Origin of the sequence: Labilibaculum sp. K2S (assembly GCF_030372765.1) — a bacterium.
GTDB lineage: Bacteria > Bacteroidota > Bacteroidia > Bacteroidales > Marinifilaceae > Labilibaculum.
Map to the genome: position 1 here is coordinate 37,166 of NZ_JAUCMW010000012.1, position 17,430 is coordinate 54,595.

Consider the following 17,430-nt stretch of genomic DNA (forward strand, 5'->3'; position numbering starts at 1 on the left):
TGATCGATTATATTTTTTTATTTGATTTAAAGCCGGCAAACTTATAAGCTTGCTCGATTGGTACTCTTGAGAATGCATCGGAAGGACAATCTCTGGCAATGGCGCACTGGTTGCAATTCACACAAAGATCATGACTAACCTGAAGTTGCAATGAACCGTTTCCAAATGCACCACAGCCTTTTACACATTTTCCGCAACCTATACACAGTTCATCGATAATCTCATATTTAAAAAACGGGTCCTCCACATAAGATCGTTTGATTGCACCGGTTGGACAAAGCTGGTTTTCGGCTCCAGTTGATAAATTTTTTACATTTGGGCGAAAATAGCCTCCGCATAAATCGCAATAACCACACATATCATAAACATGAATGCATTTTACTGCCGAAGGTGTTACCACACAACTCGTAGCACAACGTCCGCATTGTGTACATTTTGCAGGATCCAACTGCCAAAGGAAATCCCCCTTTTGGCTTTTTACCGCCAAAACTCCTGCAATACCCACAATGCCAGCTCCCGCCGCAAAACGAAAGCATGTATTGAGAAAGTCTCTTCGATTCTTCTTATTTTCCTCCATTATTCAATCAAATTATTTTGAAACCTTCGTTCTGAATCTTACACCTTCCGGAAGTCGGCAAGCCTTAAGTTTACCGCAGCCCTTACATAGAAAATCAAAATCACATGAAGCTTCTTCGTCTCCGTAATTTCGAAGAATCAGAGTTCCGCTCATCACGGCTAAACCTCCTAAAAGCAAACCTCTAAATCCATTTCTTAAAAATTCTCTTCTATTGATCATCGTTTATTTTGCTTCAAATATTCGTATCATTTTTTGTACAGGATCTAAAACCAGGATTCGATCCTGAGAATCAACGGCCAGGTCAATACCTACTGTTCCTTCTTCAAATAATTCGGGAGCGGCAACAACCGATTTAAAATCACCGGAAGGCAGATGAATTTTCACTCTTTCCAGCCCTTTCTCTGCAGTCACGAATGAACCATCCGAAAGCATTGCAACATTGGAAGGATTGCAACAACCACTAAAACCTTCCAAACTCATAGAAGTTCGTTCCCATGAGGAAATTTGCTCACCTCGGGAATTGTAGGCCTCAAAAGCATGTCTACCTGGGTTTACAACCCAAAGTTCACCTTGTCGGCCAATCATCAAGTCAAAATACGGACTTGGAATCACAAAGCCTTTTATTCCAGCCTCGGGGTTTTTCCCACCTATTTCGTTTATTTTCTCACCATCAATATTATAATGATGCACAATCTTCTGTCCTGCATCAGCTACGTAAACATTGTCTCCATCAATGGTAAGTGAAGTAATAAATGCCTTTTCACCTGCGACTACAAAGCTGTTTCGCAGACTACCATCCGGTTTTCTGATATCGACACGATTGCCCAAACCAACCAAAATGTTTCCATTTTCAGCAACTGTCAAGCAACGAGCCTCTCCTCTCACTTTTAATGAATTGATTTGTTTTCCTTCCGAATCTAAAACCAATATGTTTTCATCGGTACTCACATAAATCTGATCTTTACTATCAACGGCAATTCCATGAAGCTCATTTGCCTGAATTTTTATTTGTTTTACCTCTTTATGACTAATTTTTGATGAATCGACTTTACGCAATTCTTTCAAATCATATTCATAAATATTTTCCCGTGGGCTATCCGTACTCACAAAAAGATCTTTTGCCATGAAAGCCACAACAACAAGAAGTAAAATTACCAAAAGCCATAGAATCAATTTATTTTTCATACGTCTATCCTTTTAATTTGCTCTAATATCAATACACAACAAATGTTTCGCATCCCGCATTAACAATCGCCCATCAACAACAACCAAAGGCCCCCAGGCATCTTGTCCATCCAAAACTTTCGTTTTATCCAACAGCTCAAACTTTTCAGTGCTTGCCTTGGCTATAGTTAAAGTTCCATCATCTTTCAGAATAAAGAATTTACCATCAGCAATAATATAAGGTCCCATACCAAAACGATCATTGGTTCCACTTGTCCACAATATTTTTGTACAATCATTAGGATCACAGCAAACAAAGCGATTCCTCATTCCACCGGCATCCTTAGGTAGAATAGCGAACATTCGATCTTTGTAAACAATTGGAGTTTGCTGCTCGGAGGCAATACCGTCTTTAGGCTTGAATTTTTGAAGCGTAGCCACTTCATATAAGTTTCCATTCTTTTTTATCTGAAATAGAATGGAACCTGCACCATAACCAGCGGTCATGAATATTTTACCATTTTTCAATACAACCGGCGATGGAGCAACCACTGAAGGAGAAAACTCTTTGGTCTTCCAGAGAATTTGTCCTGCATCATCACCTTCGGCCGAAACACCAACGATTCCACCAATGGCAGCATAAACCCACATCTTTTTCCCATTTAAAGTCATTGGCATAACCGATGAATGAGACATTTGCCAATTATCAGGGTTAGGTGTTTCCCAAAGAACTTTTCCCGTAGCACAGTCAACTGCTATCAATAAAGATTTACCTCCTGGAGCAAGAATAACAACATTATTGTCAATAATAGGACACTGACCTGTATACCAAAATGGAATCTCAGACATATATTCCTTTACCAAATCGAGTCCCCATAGAAATTCACCTGTATTAGGATCGGTGCACATAACATGACAACGCGGTCCCATGGTAACAATATATTTATCGTTGATTGCCGGAACCGTTCTCGACATTCCGTGATTTCGTTTGATATGTACTCTGTACCATCTGCGCCAAAGTTCCTCTCCCGTTTCCAAAGAGAAACAACGCAAGGCATCAGCCTTTTTCACTTCATCGTAATCGAGAACATACACCTTCCCATTGTAAACAACCGGAGCAGCATGTCCCTCGCCCATTTCAACCTGCCATTTAATCTTTGGTCCGTCGCCCCAACTGTTAATCAACTTGATATTATCAGTCGAAATATTATCTGACTTTGCACCTCTAAATTGTGTCCATTTCCCTGTTAAATTTGAAGTGTGATCAGAAAAAAGATCAAATCCTTCTCCTATTAGAATTCTTTCAGAAGATTCACTCTGTGCCGGGCGGTTATCCATTCCCGGAATACTTGTATGAATATCCTTTACAGGATTATAAACCAACCAATACACAAACAATATGCCTGCAATAACAACAGACAAGAGAATTAATCCTTTTTCGCTTCTTTTCGACAGCATATTCTGCAACTTAAGATCAGTTCAATAATATTATTTAAATCCGGCAGGCGTAAAAACCTGACAGACTTGAAAATAGTTTAAGATTATTTTATCGAATATGCCATTAACGCATTTCCATGACGAACATACAGAACACCGTCCTTTATAACCATATGAGCCCAATAAGGACCTTTTCCATATGGTACTTTAAACGAACTTATTACTTTAAATTCTTTCGGGTCTGCCTTTACCAAGGCAACATTACCATCTTTCTCATCATAGCAATACAGCATGCCTTCGGCTGAAATAATGGATCCTTTATTTTCCCATTCAGTCTCATACATTTTCTTCCCTGTTTCCCATTCCATGCAAACCCAATATCCATTTCTATTATTGATCCAATTTGCACCATAGATATAGCCATCCAAAAGAACAGCGCCCCCATGATGAACATCTAATAGAGAATCGACATAGGCTAACTGCACAGAAGAAGCATCATCATTCAAATCCAACATTACAGAATGATGATCGTAGCCATTGGTTATAAATATTTTTCCATTTTGATACAATGGAGTATTGGTATTAATATTAGCTTTCCATTCTCCGGCAGCATAACTACCGTAATCAAATCTCCAGTCAATATTTCCATTTTCAGGATTAACACCAATTGCATTTTCTTCAGTAACTGTAACAATCTGTTTTTTCCCGTTTCGATCAATCAATAAAGGAGAAACATAGGCGGATTTATCATCTATACTTTTCGATTCCCAAACGGTTTCTCCAGTCATTTTATTCAACGCAATCATTGTTGTTTTCTTTCCGCAAGGAGTATAAAAGACCAAATCATTATATAAAAGCAAAGATTCAGAAATTCCCCATTCCCCGCACTCACCTTCAAACATTTCATTGGCCTTTACCTGCCAGAGCATCTCACCGGAAAGAGCATTTACACAGGCCAAATCTCCCCTTCCGCTCGACAGATAAATTCTTTCATCCTCAATAGTAGGAGTACAACGGGAATCAGTAAAAGATTCATCCCATCCCCGACCATAAGGAACCTGCCATTTTAATTTTCCTTCCATATCAACGGCCATCAAATAATCCATTGAATCTTTTAATCCGGTAAGATATACAGTATTGTGAGCAATTGCGACAGAAGAATGTCCAGTAGGAATGCTGTCCAAATGCCAAAGCATTTTGGGCCCTGTTGTCGGCCATTCCTTCAGAAGACCTTTTTCTGCATACACTCCAGTGCGATTAGGGCCACGCCACTCACTTTTTTGTATTTCTGTTTTGCACTGAGTCAAAGCACTTAATAATGCAATACTGACAAGTATTAGTCGATTCATAAGTTTGATAGGTTTTGTATTGTTCTTAGTTTGCTTTAATTGAATAGACCATCAAGGAACTTCCATGACGAACATATAGTCTTTTATTATTAATCACCAAATGAGCCCAATGTTGTTTTTCACCAAAAGGAACCCGAAACGAACTTACTTTTTCATAACTTCCATTGCTAACATCAACAAGAGCAACTTCTCCGCTATCGCCGTAACAATACAATTTGCCATCAGCATAAACTACGTTCCCATTACTTAACATTTTAGCTGAGTGCAATACTTCACCAGTTTTCCAATCCAAACAAAACCATTCACGATTAGTATGACCAGAACCATATATCTTACCATCAAGCAGAACAGCTCCTCCAATTTGATTATCCATCAACTCATTTCGCCAAACCTCTTTTACGCCAGATCCATCTTCAGCAAGGTTAAGCATTACTCCACCTTTACCATATCCACTAAAACAATACAAATAACCATCTTTATATAAAGGAGTATTTGGATGAATTGAATATTTATTAGGATGATCAAACGACCAAAGTAAAGTACCGGTTTCAGCATCAACTCCAATAATTGAACTACTTGTATGAGTCACCAATAAATTGCGGTTTGCCAGCTTTATTAATGCAGGAGAGCAATAAGCTGATTTTTCTCCATTTCCTTTTGCTTTCCAGATCAGCTTGCCTGATTTTCTATCTAATGCAACCATACTAACTTCTGAACCTCCGGGAGTACAATATAGTTTATTTCCATCTGCAACAAGATTCTCTGTTATTCCCCAACGGGTATTTTCAGAACCAAAATCTGTCAGTATATTTTTTGACCATAGAATGGTTCCATCAGAAGCACTCATGGCTACTATTTTTCCCAAACCACTCATCACATAAACTACACCATCATAAACCATTGGACTTGTGCGCACACCGTTATAAGAATCCATCCATTCTTTACCATAAACCTGCTTCCAAAGCTCTTTGCCTGAATGATCCAATGCAATTACAAAACCATTTTCAAGCTCTGTACCGCCTATATAAATAAAATCTTTAGTTACTGCAGCAGAAGCATGTCCTTCACCTAAACCTTCAATATGCCATAACAGTTCGGGGCCATCAACCGGCCATTCCTGCAACAATCCGGTTTCCTGATAGATTCCATCACGATTCACCCCCCTCCATTGGGCATTTTCCTGGGCAAAAGAAGTAGTAACAGCAATTAAAAATACAAGTAAGACAAAATATTTTTTCATTATAAACGGGCTTTATTCAATATTAAATTACATTCCAACTTTCTAAAGATACAGGCTATTCCATTGTTTTAGAAATGAACATAGCATTTCAACTTAAATCTATTTCAGGTCTAAATAAAAACAATACATAATATTAAACACTTTTCATGCCAGAAGAACCAAATCATTTGCATTAAAAAAGTATTAACCCTATGGCTATTTAGATTTAAATAAAAAACGCATGCTTGCAAACTATCATTGTTCAAATACGAACTTTAAAGACTCACAGGTCTTTTTTAATTTACAGTACATAAACTAAATCAAATAAATAAATTCAGTTGGAATTACGCAAAAAAAATATTCAAACAACCAAAAACAAGGGTTGTTTAACAACTTTTTAACGCCTCTTTAAAATCAAAATAAATAGGCAACTGTATAATTCCTTATTTTTCTATTTGATTTCTATTATCTTTAAACCATACACTAATACAAAAAGCTACATGAAAAGATCAATATTACTGATGATTTTAGGACTTGCAATTTTTTCATCTGCATGTCAATCTAAAAAAACTGAAAATCAAGAAGCTACTCTTCCACTTGGAGTTAGTAAAGTTGTAGTAAAAGAAACATTTAATGCTGGTGGTTATACCTATATAAACGGGAATAATGATTTATGGCTGGCCGTTGGTCAACGACCAATAGAAACAGGCAAAACGTATTATTATAAAGGCGCATTGGAAATGAAAAATTTTCACAGCAAAGAATTAAACCGCGACTTTCCTGTTATTTATTTCTTAAACACCATTTCTGACACACCTATTGAAAACAACATGCCGATGCAAGCCTCTTCGATGAAGAAACAAAAGGCTAAAAGAATTGAAGTTTCAATAGAAAAGACGAAAGGAATAACAAGTATTTCTGAGCTCTTTTCAAAAAAGGATGAATTTTCGGGTAAGCAGATATCTGTGAAAGGAAAGGTTACCAAATTCAATCAAAACATTATGGGTAAGAACTGGATACACATTCAGGATGGTTCCGACTTCGAGGGCAATTTTGATCTTACCATTACTTGTAAAGATGTTGTTTCTATAGGGCAAATTATTGAAGTGTCAGGAACAATTGCATTGGACAAAGATTTTGGAGCTGGCTATACTTATGATATAATTATGGAAGACGCTAAAATTCAGAATACAGAGAATAAATAACAATTTATATATTGTTTTATATTTATTTTCTATATAAATTTGATTAAATACTTTCTTTTAACTACATACAACTAATTTATCACAACAAAAAAGCGACTTTGGTCGCTTTTTTAATTACACAGTTATTTGACTTAATTACAACAAACATGACTCATTCAACTCCCGGCATTCACAATAACAACAACCTGCAGTTCATCCATTGCAATTTTTGAACGATTTACATTCCTATCAACACCTTGTGCAATATTATTTCTTAATATCTGTTATTAGTTTTCCATAATTTGTTACTTTTAAAAGCATATCAAAAACACCCCAAATGAAAAAATGGTTTTTCATTCCACCTCTTATTCTTATTGCAATTCTCCTCGCGATTGTTCTTTTAAATCGATGCAATCCTGAAGATTACATTTTGTATCAATCTTCAGCCTTTACAGTATTCCCTAATCGAATAGAGCAAGGAGAACATACTGCTATAGCACACAACAATTCGCACATCAGCTCTAATTACCCTGGATTGAATAGTAAAGAATGGCAACTTAAAACCGACTTAAGCAAATACCCTAAATACGAATCGAATCAGGTTTTACTCAATGCCATTTATCAGCTTTCTCTTGAGGAAATAGAAAAGAATATTGCTCCCGACACAACTTTTAATACAGGTGAAAAATGGAATGGTGTTTGGACCCGAGACATCAGCTATAGCGTGATCTTAGCCCTTGCAATTACTAATCCTGAAATTTCTAAAAAAAGTTTGCTTAAAAAAGTTAAGCAGGGAAAAATTGTACAGGACACAGGCACAGGAGGTTCCTGGCCGGTAAGTTCTGATCGAATGATCTGGTCAACGGCTGCCTGGGAATTGTACAAGTCTACCGGAGACATGGATTGGTTGAGGAAAGTTTATTTCATCATAAAAAATTCTACTGAAGATGATCTTAATGTGGTTTGGGATTATCAGAAATATCTATTTAAAGGGGAATCTTCTTTTTTAGACTGGCGGGAACAATCTTATCCAAAATGGATGGAACCAATTGATATTTACAACTCCTATAATTTGGGAACTCAGGCAGTACACTACCAAAGTCTGCAGGTATTGATGAAAATGGGAAAAATACTTGGAAAAGATGTGCAAAAATATCAGGATATTTCGGAAGCCTTAAAAAACAGCCTGAATGAAAAACTATGGTTGCCCGAAAAAAAATATTTTGGACAATATCTTTACGGAAGAAAGAATCAATTGCTTTCGGATAAATCGGAAACTTTGGGTGAGGCACTTATGGTTCTATGGGATATCACCAATGAAGAAAGACAAAAAGAGATTATATCAAATACTCCGGTTACTAGGTTTGGAACCCCATGTTTCTATCCTCAGATTCCAAACATACCAGCCTATCACAATCAAGCAATTTGGCCTTTTGTGCAAGCTTATTGGAATTGGGCTTCAAGCAGAACAAATAACGTTGAAAGCGTTCAATGGGGAATTGCCAACATGTTGCGGTCAAGTGCGCTCTTTCTTACCAATAAAGAAAATCTTTTGATTGAAAATGGTGATTTTAACGGAACTGAAATAAATTCTGACCGTCAACTTTGGAGTGTCGCCGGTTCCTTATCTACCTTTTACCGAATTCTAATGGGAATGAATTATACTGCCGATTATTTAGAATTCAAACCATTTATCCCCAGAGAATACAAGGGCAAACAAAGTATCAAAGGGCTTCGCTATCAAAATACAATTTTAGACATCGAAATTTACGGCTTTGGCGATAAAATTAACTACTACTCCTTAGATGGAAAATATTACCAACGCCCCATCGTGCCAAAAGAAATGGAAGGGAAACACAAGATTGAGATTAGAATGAACAATCAGTTGCCTACTAAATCAGAACTGAATATGGTCGATAATATGGTGTCACCCGAAACCACTTCGCTCCGCTTTGTGGAAAATCAATTGTTATGGGATAAAAAAGAAAATGCTGATCATTACCGTGTATACCGTAACGGAGAACTTCTTCTGCAAACCGAAGACAATTATATGTCAGAAGTACACATTAGTGAACCTAGTGAATTTCAAATTCAGATAGACGATGGTTTGGGAAATTTATCGTTCTATAGTGAGCCCCTATATGTATACGATTCCAATTATAAAAGACATATTGAAGCTGAAGAATTTGACTCCAATGCCAAAACCTCCTATGTTGAATTGAGCAAGAAAAAAAATCGGGAATTCTATTTTAACATTCGAATTCCTAATGAAGGAAAGTACTATATCGATTTTTTATATGCAAACGGAAATGGCCCTGTGAACACCAATAACAAATGCGCAAATCGTAGTTTTTGGGTGAATAACAGCTATGCCGGAAGTATCGTTTTTCCGCAACGTGGGGAAGGTGATTGGAATAATTACGGCTACTCCAATTCCTTCTCCATTGATCTGACAAACAAAAACAATTTCTTTAAAATAAGCTTCGAAGAATTCAATAAAAATATGAATCAGGAAGTCAACTCGGTTCGAATAGATAAGATTCGAATAATTAGAATAAGATAAATATTTTAGGTTTATTACTATGCTTACATCACAATTATAAAGGTTATTGCTATTTCGTACTCTCAAACAGTTATCGCTTTTCATGATGAATAATAAAAACATCTAAACTATAAATATATGACTACATCCTATATTAACTCTGAAGAATTCGACAAACAATTAGCTGAAAAAAAACTAAACGCTGAAAATGTTGCTGAAATACTTAATCTGGAAATTAGTATCGCAAAAAGTGTTTTTGCAGGATACAAATCAATCGGTGAGTTTGAAATACTTAAACTACATGAATTAGCAGGCTTCAGCTATTCCAAGCTTATTACAAAAGAAAAAACTCTTAACAAAAACAGACCAATCAAAAAAGAACCAAATAAAAATGATTCAAATTTGAAGGATACCAAGCTTAATATTTACCGAAAAATAAATTGTGAAAAATGTGATTTTTTGATCTATAACCCAGTCAATTTTTGTCCTAATTGCGGAGAATTGATTCCTCAGATTATTAAACAAGACAAGGCTGTTCCTGAAGAGGATGAATCTTCAAACGAATAAGAATTTGAACTAAAAGAAACCAAAAAATACACAATTGTATGTTTTATGATATTGTAAACAAAATGGATCTTCACGAGGCTACTGCCTACGAATGGGAAGAAATAGATGGAAAACCCCGTTACCGCTGGTACAAATACGCTCTTAACTCGGTTTATATGATTTCCAGCATTGATGACATTTGCGATATTGATGACATCAGTTTTAATGATCTTGGTACTTATTACGACAGCGTAGCCTGGGTTGCAAAAAACGACCCAAAAGCCTTGGTGTACATCATGAGGACATTGGTTGAGCCGGTCACCGATATCGTTAAACAAAAACTGCTAAGCCATCTGCTCGAACGAAAATATTATAAGTCTTGCGCCATTGTTGAAAAACATTTGGTCTCTTTTCCTGTCCCTGCCGAAAGAACTTTTACCCGCAAAAAGGAAAAGTCTATAAAAGATGTAAACAAGTACATCGCAAAACGGATATATGCCCTCTCCAATCTTCTGTACGAGCTAAAAACAAAAGACAAAGAAAAACTATACATGCCTGAAATACAGGATCCCTTAAGTAACCTTTTGAACTTTGAATCTTTTTCGGCCGACCTTTTTCGTGAAGATCTCGATTCGCTGGAGTGGTTGCTGCAAAATGCTCCCGATGAGATAAAAGAAATGTTTACAACCAAAATATGTCAGGAAACCAAAGACCGACTTCTTACCTATCTGGCTCAAAAAGAACGCTATTCATTGTGTCAGTTTTTTAAAGAAACATTGCCGGTGTTCGAAATGCCGTTCTACTTCGAAATTCCACCCTACTCTAAAGAAATAGTAAATGAAAATGAGCTCTTCCTGCTTGATGAGGATGATTATTTTGATGAGGATGAGGAGTAACGCTAAAGACTTGTCTGATTGTGGTATCTCAAGGGTATAACGCAAATAAATCCAACAATTTATGAAAGATACAGATTTGAATAAAAATGCGTCTTTTTTTTAGGCTCATTATGACCAGCCTCAACGATTCTTGTATCTTTTGGGTAAATAATGCGCAGGAAACTTTGATAAATATTAGACTGGATTACAAATAAAATTAAGTAGAAACGACTTTCATCGTTTAATTTAAACTGCCTTTTGTAACTATTACTTTTTAAGAGATTTCAGTATGTATTCAAATTCCTCTTTTAAAACTTCATAATTTTCACTTGAACAATCAAGAATTAATTCCATTCCAACTTCAGCTTGAATAGAATGCAGAATAATTGTTGTTCGTTCATGACCCGATGAATCGGTATGATTTCCAAGATAAGCAATGCTTTGAGGAAGAGAAAATAGTTGTTTCTCCTTGGGTATAACTTTCTTTACATCCACCGAGAGACGTCTTCTTCTGTGCGAAGAATAATCAATCAAACCAATATCTGAAGGTACAGCTTCCAAAGAAATCAAACAAGATGCTAAATCTTCGATATTCTCATCTTCATTCATTCCAAGTCTGTAAAAAAGGAAACTTAATCTGCCATCAACCTTGTACTTCTCGGATAAATACCACTCTCCTTCCGGAAAACTAATCTTTATAGCCGCTCCATCAATAAAATAGGTGTTTTGATATAACTCCTCGGCAACAGGCTTGCCATCTTCCGAAAGATATGTCCAAATTCCAAACTTAATTCCTGCTTTAAACTTTCCCATATGGGATATTTTGCCATTCGGATAATAATAAATAGCCGGCCCGTTTAAGGTATCATTTATAAATTTCACACTTAAACTAGGCTCTCCACTTTCGAAAAACTCTGTATAAACACCATTTGCAATATTATTTACAGCAAAAAATTCACTTTCCTTCTTTCCATTTTCATGCCACAATGTGATCATCCCTTTTTGTTCACCATTCACAAATTCAGACTCCTTTTTCTTGCTTCCCGAAGAATAAAAATATCTGCTCGGGCCATTTTCAATTGCATATTTATTAAAACCCACTTCGTAGAGCCCGGTCCAATCTATATTTGCTTGTAAGCCCTTATAATGATACTCGGACAGAAGCACGTTATCAATTGTAAAGTCTTTTACCAAAAATTGATTCTCTGTAATTTTATTTATTGTTGAAAAAAACTGAGCGTTCTCTTTCTCAGCTACCAGCCAATCCTGATTAAAATATACAGTATCCTGAGCTATGCTTTTTAGCGGAAGTAGTAGGATAAAAACAAAAAAACAACGGGTAAACTTCATGAGAATTCAATTTTGGAATAATTATGTACAAAATAGATAACTTTTCGATATAATGCGAAGTATTTACCGACAATTTCTCTTTCTGCTTCGTTCGTGAAATTTAAGATGAGCCAAACCATTCAACATTCCTTCATCGCTGTAATAATTCCAATAGGTATCAAAACCATGTTCAACGCCATGCAATATTTCAAAAGAGTGATCTATCTCATTTTCTTTTAAGAACTGATGCATTTCAAAACTAGCTCTGCGATTCTTCGTCAGAACAAAACTATCTTCGGTACCAATTTCAAGTCTAAGCGGTGTTGATTCACCTTTTAAAATCTCTAAATTGTTTTGTCCAAGCAAGAAGTTATTCTCCAGGGTATAATCACTTACATAGCCCATTCCGATAATCGACGAAAACAAACCCGGATATTTCAAATAGTAATGAATCGCTCCGGCGGCTCCCCGCGAATGCCCTTCAATTGAAATCTGCTTTCCATGACCTCCTGCATTAAAGGAATCCTGACAAAACCGAATAAATTCACCTCCCTGCTCCTTTATCAAAAGACGTTCATTTTCCTCTGTAAACCACTGAACGTTGTCACGATCATTATCTCCGCGAATTCCCGCAATTACTACCGGATCAAGATTCCCGTTGTTAATCCAATCATTCAATTGTTTCGCCCGAACGTATTTATTAAATGTACTTTCGTCGCCACCTTGCCCATGGAAAAACAAAACCAATGGATAGGTTTCATTCGGAGTCCAATTAGGAGGTAAATATACAAAATACGGTACACAGGATCTTTCTTCTGTCTCAAATATCGATGTGTTTATTTTTCCTTTACAATCCTTAAAATCTGTAAGTTCAATTATATTCTCAAATACCCGCATTTCTTTCTTATTTTTAATCGGAGCTTTTCCCGAAACAGTTTAAATTTAAAAATATCCTTCAAATTGCTGACAATGCAGTAAGGTTCTTTTATCCAAACTAAACCTGGCAACTTCTACAAAACTAAAAATTATCATTCAAATAAAAACTTTATGAGCCTTTATCCTTTACCTTCAATGGGATTTATCTGAAAGACTGAATGGTTAAAGAATCTATCAGTAATGATATTAATTCTCTCGATGCAGGTATAAAGATTATTGATTAATATAATTTGTGCCTTAGTCAAATCAATTCTACATTTGTAATCATTACAAAAAGCAAGATTAATAATCATTAAAACACAAAATAAAATGCAAACTTTAATTGGAAAAAAAGCACCATCATTTTCTGCAGGTGCTGTTGTTAACGGAAATCAGATTGTTGAAAATTTTTCATTGGATCAATTTATTGGTAAACAGGAAGTAGTATTCTTTTTCTATCCTCTTGATTTTACTTTTGTTTGTCCAACTGAACTGCTCGCTTTTCAGGAAAAACTAGCTGAATTCGAAGCAAGAAACGTAGCTGTTGTTGGTTGTTCTGTAGATTCAGAATACTCTCACTTTGCGTGGTTGAATACTGAGAAAAACAAAGGTGGTATAAAAGGTGTTACTTATCCTTTGGTGTCAGATTTATCAAAAACAATTTCTGAAAACTATGGCGTATTAGCATCAGAGTACGATTACAATGAAGAGGGAAACGCAGTATCTACAGGAGCACCTGTTGCCTACCGCGGATTATTCCTTATCGATAAAAAAGGAACTGTTCGTCACTCGGTAATTAACGATTTGCCATTGGGAAGAAGTGTTGATGAAGCAATTCGTATGGTTGATGCATTGCAGCATTTCGAAGAAAATGGCGAAGTTTGTCCTGCAAACTGGAACAAAGGAAAAGAAGCTATGCAAGCTACTGCTGATGGTGTTGCAGAATACCTAAGCAAAAACTAATAAAAAGCAAAATAATCCTCTCATCCCGAATTTTACAGGGAATAAAATCAAAAAAACAAAACATGAAAATTAACAGGTACCAAGACATTAACACCATTGATGGTGAAGCTAAGAAAGATTATATCGACAGACATTCTGCATTTATTCACTGCGATGACTCAGCTAAAAAAGGTGAGAAATTTAAAGTGAAAGTGAAAATTGGTGATGCTTATGCTCATCCGGATGATTTCGATCACTATGTTGCTTGGGTTCAGCTTTGGGATGGTGAAAAAATGTTAACACAAGCTACTTTCTCAACAGGAATTTTAGGTGGTGAAGCCAATCAGGCTGAAGTTGATTTTTACATAGTACCATCCCGTAAAATGAAACTAACCGCTACAGCTTTCTGTACAAAGCATGGCTTATGGCACTCAGATGAAAAATTAGTAGAAGTTGCAGAATAACTACTGATTCAAAATAGTAAAACAGGGAAATCAATTATGATTTCCCTATTTTTTTTAATACCACCTCTACCCTAATTAAACCATTTAATTCCGGGATCTCTTGCCCTTATTTTTTTTTAAAGATTTGATTTTAGTTGCATCAAACTGCGTTGCAATTCGCTTACTATCTAATATTCAGCCCTTCTACGCAAACGTTTGTTGTGTTTTTTCATCAATTATATCATTAAATAAAACCTGCAAACTTTTATTTAATCATAAATTATAACATTCTTCTTTCATAAACAGAGAAGAAACATGTTATGACTATAAACGATTATTTAAATTAAAATCAAACATTTAATTAACTACTAAATTTTTATTACTTATGAAAAGGAGAGACCTATTTTACCTAAGTTTAACTTTCATACTTAGTTTGGGATTACTGTTTTCCTCTTGTTCCAAAAATGAAATGACTGAACTTCAGCCAGAAGTTAAAACCACTAAAACGACAAGTTTAACCACCAAAACCACTAATAATGCCAGTGTACTAATGCAAGCCTTTTATTGGGATGTACCTGCAGGGGGCAATTGGTGGAACACTCTTGATTCTAAGGTTTCCGATTGGAGTAGTGCCGGCTTTAATGCCATTTGGTTACCACCTGCTTCCAAAGCTCAAAATGGAACTTATTCTATGGGTTACGATCCTTTCGATTATTATGATTTTGGAGAATACAACCAAATGGGATCAATCGAAACTCGTTTTGGATCAACAGCAGAATTACAAAATCTGATCAGTTCTGCACATTACGAAGGATTGCTTGTGTATGCTGATATCGTTATCAATCACAATAGCGGAGGAGCATCAGAGCAAAATCCATACACAGGAACAGATACTTGGACAGATTTTAATCCATTATCTGGTTTGTTCTATCGAAATTACAATGATTTTCATCCTAATGATATTGAAACAAATGATTTAGGTGCTTTTGGCGGATATCCTGACTTATGTCACAGCAAGACTTATGTGCAGGATTGGTTGTGGAATAACTCCAACTCTGTGGCCAAATACTACAAAAATGTAATGGGCTTTGATGGTTGGCGTTTTGATTATGTGAAAGGATTTGAACCATGGGTTGTAAGAGAATGGAATGCTTCTGTAGGAGGATTCTCGGTTGGGGAATTATGGGACAGCAATGTAGACTATCTTAATTGGTGGGCCAATGAAGCCAATTCTTCCGTATTCGATTTTGCCTGTTACTATGCAATGAACGATGCTTTTGATGGAAATGACCTAACCAAATTGAACAATAACATGATGTGGAAGCAAAATGCAACCAGAGCAGTTACATTCGTAACCAATCACGATACAGATGAAATTTGGAACAAAATGCTAGCATATTCATATATTCTAACTCACGAAGGATACCCATGTGTCTTCTATCGTGATTATGAAGAATGGCTGGACAAGGATAAAATGAATAATTTAATATGGATTCACAATAATCTAGCTAGTGGCAGCACATCAATATTATATGATGATAATGATGAATATGTTGCACGCAGAAACGGATGGAATGGTCCAGGATTAGTTGTTTATATCAACAATTCAGATAGTTGGCAGGAAAGATGGGTTGAAACCAACTGGTCAAGCACAACAATTAAAGATTACACAGGAAATTCAACTTGGGAACCAGTAACTCAGAGTGGCAAGTGGGTTAAAATTCAGGCTCCACCTCACGGATATACCGTTTGGTCTTCGAAATAAATTACTATTTAAGCCATGATTTTTTAACAGAAGTCATGGCTTCCACTTGATATCTAAAAACTGCACAGCTATGCTAATTCGACTATTATCAACTCTTTTTTTTATCCATCTTACAGCATCATGTTCCAATCAAGATAAATTAATATTACCCGGCAAACTGGAAAAACAATATCCTCTTAAATTTGAAACCCCAAGTATAATAAACTCAAACGGAATTTTTGTTAATGCCGGCCTATGTGCTAATGCAAGCGGAGATACTTTATTATTCTACGGACAAATTCGAAATAATAGAAAATCGTCAATTATAATTTCCCCCTACTTACTTCAAATTCAAACACTGGAGAATCACCGAAGCAATCCTATTTCGGTTAGAACCAAAACTGTACTACTTCCCGATAGCTCACAATCATTCTTCTATAAATTTACACCCATAAATAATAAATATTTATTCTCACGAACAGAAAAAAGAGGCGATTTAGATAGTTGTTATTTTGTTGATTTTAATTTCATTAGAGATACAAATGGTCATTCAATAACAAATCAGGTTATCAAATTCAATGCAAACAAAAAATTATTTTCGAATTATCTCAATCATTTTGCCAATGAACATTCAATTACACTATACGAACTAACAAAAGAAAATTCGCACATTGAAACAATCCAACTCAATTATCTTAAAAAATTACACGAAAATTCGTTAGCAAAGCAACCCGTTAATAAAGATAAATTACAATCAAGTCTTCAATTTTCTGAAACAGAAATTGTGATGAATGGAATTGTACTAACAACCAAATTTTACCATGATAACGACAGCCTTTTCTTGAATCTAAAATTAATTAATCACAGCAGTGAATATTTAAATTTTTCACCCGATTCAATACAAATTATCAGCGTTGATCCTGAGAGCGAAAAAGAAATAAGGCATCAGGTGGTAAGTTCTGTTACAAAATCCGAAGGACATAAATCTATCCTTAAAAAAGGTGACAGAATGCAAACACAACTTAACTTTGGATACTTTAAACATCCTCCCTTGGAAATAAAAGTAGATTTTACCGCACTAAAAATTCATCCTCAAGAAATAAAAGTGTTTTCATTTAATCCAACATTTAAAATGATCAAAAAGGTATCTTAATACAAATTAAG

The 17,430-nt window shown here is 35.6% G+C and carries 16 protein-coding genes; 8 read left to right on the plus strand and 8 right to left on the minus strand.

Annotation, left to right across the window (positions count from 1 at the left end):
- Positions 1-7 precede the first annotated feature (7 nt).
- From QUH73_RS13600 to QUH73_RS13625, 6 genes are all read right to left on the minus strand, one after another.
- A complete protein-coding gene (locus tag QUH73_RS13600) occupies positions 8-577 on the minus strand; it encodes a hypothetical protein (protein WP_289530987.1) in 570 nt (189 codons plus the stop codon).
- Positions 578-589: 12 nt separating this feature from the next.
- Positions 590-796 (minus strand): hypothetical protein, encoded by a 207-nt coding sequence (locus QUH73_RS13605; protein ID WP_289530988.1) that lies wholly within the window; start codon positions 794-796, stop codon positions 590-592.
- A 3-nt stretch (positions 797-799) separates the two neighbouring features.
- A complete protein-coding gene (locus QUH73_RS13610; protein ID WP_289530989.1) occupies positions 800-1,762 on the minus strand; it encodes a hypothetical protein in 963 nt (320 codons plus the stop codon).
- Between the two features lie 12 nt (positions 1,763-1,774).
- On the minus strand, positions 1,775-3,199 hold the full coding sequence (locus QUH73_RS13615; RefSeq protein WP_289530990.1) for an outer membrane protein assembly factor BamB family protein: 1,425 nt from the start codon (positions 3,197-3,199) through the stop codon (positions 1,775-1,777).
- Positions 3,200-3,282: 83 nt separating this feature from the next.
- A complete protein-coding gene (locus tag QUH73_RS13620) occupies positions 3,283-4,527 on the minus strand; it encodes an outer membrane protein assembly factor BamB family protein (protein ID WP_289530991.1) in 1,245 nt (414 codons plus the stop codon).
- Positions 4,528-4,552: 25 nt separating this feature from the next.
- A complete protein-coding gene (locus QUH73_RS13625) occupies positions 4,553-5,767 on the minus strand; it encodes an outer membrane protein assembly factor BamB family protein (protein ID WP_289530992.1) in 1,215 nt (404 codons plus the stop codon).
- A 479-nt stretch (positions 5,768-6,246) separates the two neighbouring features.
- Between QUH73_RS13625 and QUH73_RS13630 the strand changes: the two genes are divergently transcribed.
- From QUH73_RS13630 to QUH73_RS13645, 4 genes are all read left to right on the plus strand, one after another.
- Complete coding sequence (locus QUH73_RS13630; protein ID WP_289530993.1) at positions 6,247-6,951, plus strand: hypothetical protein; 705 nt, start codon at positions 6,247-6,249, stop codon at positions 6,949-6,951.
- 316 nt (positions 6,952-7,267) lie between these two features.
- Positions 7,268-9,493: an alpha-L-rhamnosidase-related protein gene (locus QUH73_RS13635; RefSeq protein WP_289530994.1), complete on the plus strand. Its 2,226-nt coding sequence runs from the start codon at positions 7,268-7,270 to the stop codon at positions 9,491-9,493.
- 117 nt (positions 9,494-9,610) lie between these two features.
- Positions 9,611-10,039: a hypothetical protein gene (locus QUH73_RS13640; RefSeq protein ID WP_289530995.1), complete on the plus strand. Its 429-nt coding sequence runs from the start codon at positions 9,611-9,613 to the stop codon at positions 10,037-10,039.
- 38 nt (positions 10,040-10,077) lie between these two features.
- On the plus strand, positions 10,078-10,914 hold the full coding sequence (locus QUH73_RS13645; RefSeq protein ID WP_289530996.1) for a hypothetical protein: 837 nt from the start codon (positions 10,078-10,080) through the stop codon (positions 10,912-10,914).
- A gap of 246 nt (positions 10,915-11,160) precedes the next feature.
- On the opposite strand, the gene QUH73_RS13650 is transcribed toward QUH73_RS13645, so the two are convergent.
- Positions 11,161-12,243 carry a toxin-antitoxin system YwqK family antitoxin gene (locus tag QUH73_RS13650; protein WP_289530997.1) on the minus strand — a complete coding sequence of 361 codons (1,083 nt, stop codon included), beginning with the start codon at positions 12,241-12,243 and terminating at the stop codon, positions 11,161-11,163.
- A gap of 63 nt (positions 12,244-12,306) precedes the next feature.
- Positions 12,307-13,119, minus strand: a complete 813-nt coding sequence (locus QUH73_RS13655; protein ID WP_289530998.1) for an alpha/beta hydrolase — start codon at positions 13,117-13,119, stop codon at positions 12,307-12,309.
- A gap of 348 nt (positions 13,120-13,467) precedes the next feature.
- Here QUH73_RS13655 and QUH73_RS13660 point away from each other — a divergent pair, with 348 nt between their 5' ends.
- The 4 genes from QUH73_RS13660 (at position 13,468) to QUH73_RS13675 (ending at position 17,419) form a co-directional block, all read left to right on the plus strand.
- The gene (locus tag QUH73_RS13660; protein WP_289530999.1) at positions 13,468-14,100 is read left to right on the plus strand and encodes a peroxiredoxin; all 633 of its coding nucleotides are present in this window, start codon (positions 13,468-13,470) and stop codon (positions 14,098-14,100) included.
- 62 nt (positions 14,101-14,162) lie between these two features.
- On the plus strand, positions 14,163-14,543 hold the full coding sequence (locus tag QUH73_RS13665) for a desulfoferrodoxin family protein (protein WP_289531000.1): 381 nt from the start codon (positions 14,163-14,165) through the stop codon (positions 14,541-14,543).
- Positions 14,544-14,907: 364 nt separating this feature from the next.
- The gene (locus tag QUH73_RS13670; RefSeq protein WP_289531001.1) at positions 14,908-16,287 is read left to right on the plus strand and encodes an alpha-amylase; all 1,380 of its coding nucleotides are present in this window, start codon (positions 14,908-14,910) and stop codon (positions 16,285-16,287) included.
- Between the two features lie 70 nt (positions 16,288-16,357).
- On the plus strand, positions 16,358-17,419 hold the full coding sequence (locus QUH73_RS13675; RefSeq protein ID WP_289531002.1) for a hypothetical protein: 1,062 nt from the start codon (positions 16,358-16,360) through the stop codon (positions 17,417-17,419).
- The last annotated feature ends 11 nt before the right edge of the window (positions 17,420-17,430 follow it).

Excerpts from the sequence above, each read along its gene's own strand:
- QUH73_RS13615 (WP_289530990.1), bottom strand. The coding sequence starts at position 3,199 with ATGCTGTCGAAAAGAAGCGAAAAAGGATTAATTCTCTTGTCTGTTGTT.
- QUH73_RS13670 (WP_289531001.1), top strand. The coding sequence starts at position 14,908 with ATGAAAAGGAGAGACCTATTTTACCTAAGTTTAACTTTCATACTTAGT.
- QUH73_RS13610 (WP_289530989.1), bottom strand. The coding sequence starts at position 1,762 with ATGAAAAATAAATTGATTCTATGGCTTTTGGTAATTTTACTTCTTGTT.
- QUH73_RS13625 (WP_289530992.1), bottom strand. The coding sequence starts at position 5,767 with ATGAAAAAATATTTTGTCTTACTTGTATTTTTAATTGCTGTTACTACT.
- QUH73_RS13660 (WP_289530999.1), top strand. The coding sequence starts at position 13,468 with ATGCAAACTTTAATTGGAAAAAAAGCACCATCATTTTCTGCAGGTGCT.
- QUH73_RS13600 (WP_289530987.1), bottom strand. The coding sequence starts at position 577 with ATGGAGGAAAATAAGAAGAATCGAAGAGACTTTCTCAATACATGCTTT.
- QUH73_RS13655 (WP_289530998.1), bottom strand. The coding sequence starts at position 13,119 with ATGCGGGTATTTGAGAATATAATTGAACTTACAGATTTTAAGGATTGT.
- QUH73_RS13665 (WP_289531000.1), top strand. The coding sequence starts at position 14,163 with ATGAAAATTAACAGGTACCAAGACATTAACACCATTGATGGTGAAGCT.
- QUH73_RS13640 (WP_289530995.1), top strand. The coding sequence starts at position 9,611 with ATGACTACATCCTATATTAACTCTGAAGAATTCGACAAACAATTAGCT.
- QUH73_RS13650 (WP_289530997.1), bottom strand. The coding sequence starts at position 12,243 with ATGAAGTTTACCCGTTGTTTTTTTGTTTTTATCCTACTACTTCCGCTA.
- QUH73_RS13635 (WP_289530994.1), top strand. The coding sequence starts at position 7,268 with ATGAAAAAATGGTTTTTCATTCCACCTCTTATTCTTATTGCAATTCTC.
- QUH73_RS13630 (WP_289530993.1), top strand. The coding sequence starts at position 6,247 with ATGAAAAGATCAATATTACTGATGATTTTAGGACTTGCAATTTTTTCA.
- QUH73_RS13645 (WP_289530996.1), top strand. The coding sequence starts at position 10,078 with ATGTTTTATGATATTGTAAACAAAATGGATCTTCACGAGGCTACTGCC.
- QUH73_RS13675 (WP_289531002.1), top strand. The coding sequence starts at position 16,358 with ATGCTAATTCGACTATTATCAACTCTTTTTTTTATCCATCTTACAGCA.
- QUH73_RS13620 (WP_289530991.1), bottom strand. The coding sequence starts at position 4,527 with ATGAATCGACTAATACTTGTCAGTATTGCATTATTAAGTGCTTTGACT.
- QUH73_RS13605 (WP_289530988.1), bottom strand. The coding sequence starts at position 796 with ATGATCAATAGAAGAGAATTTTTAAGAAATGGATTTAGAGGTTTGCTT.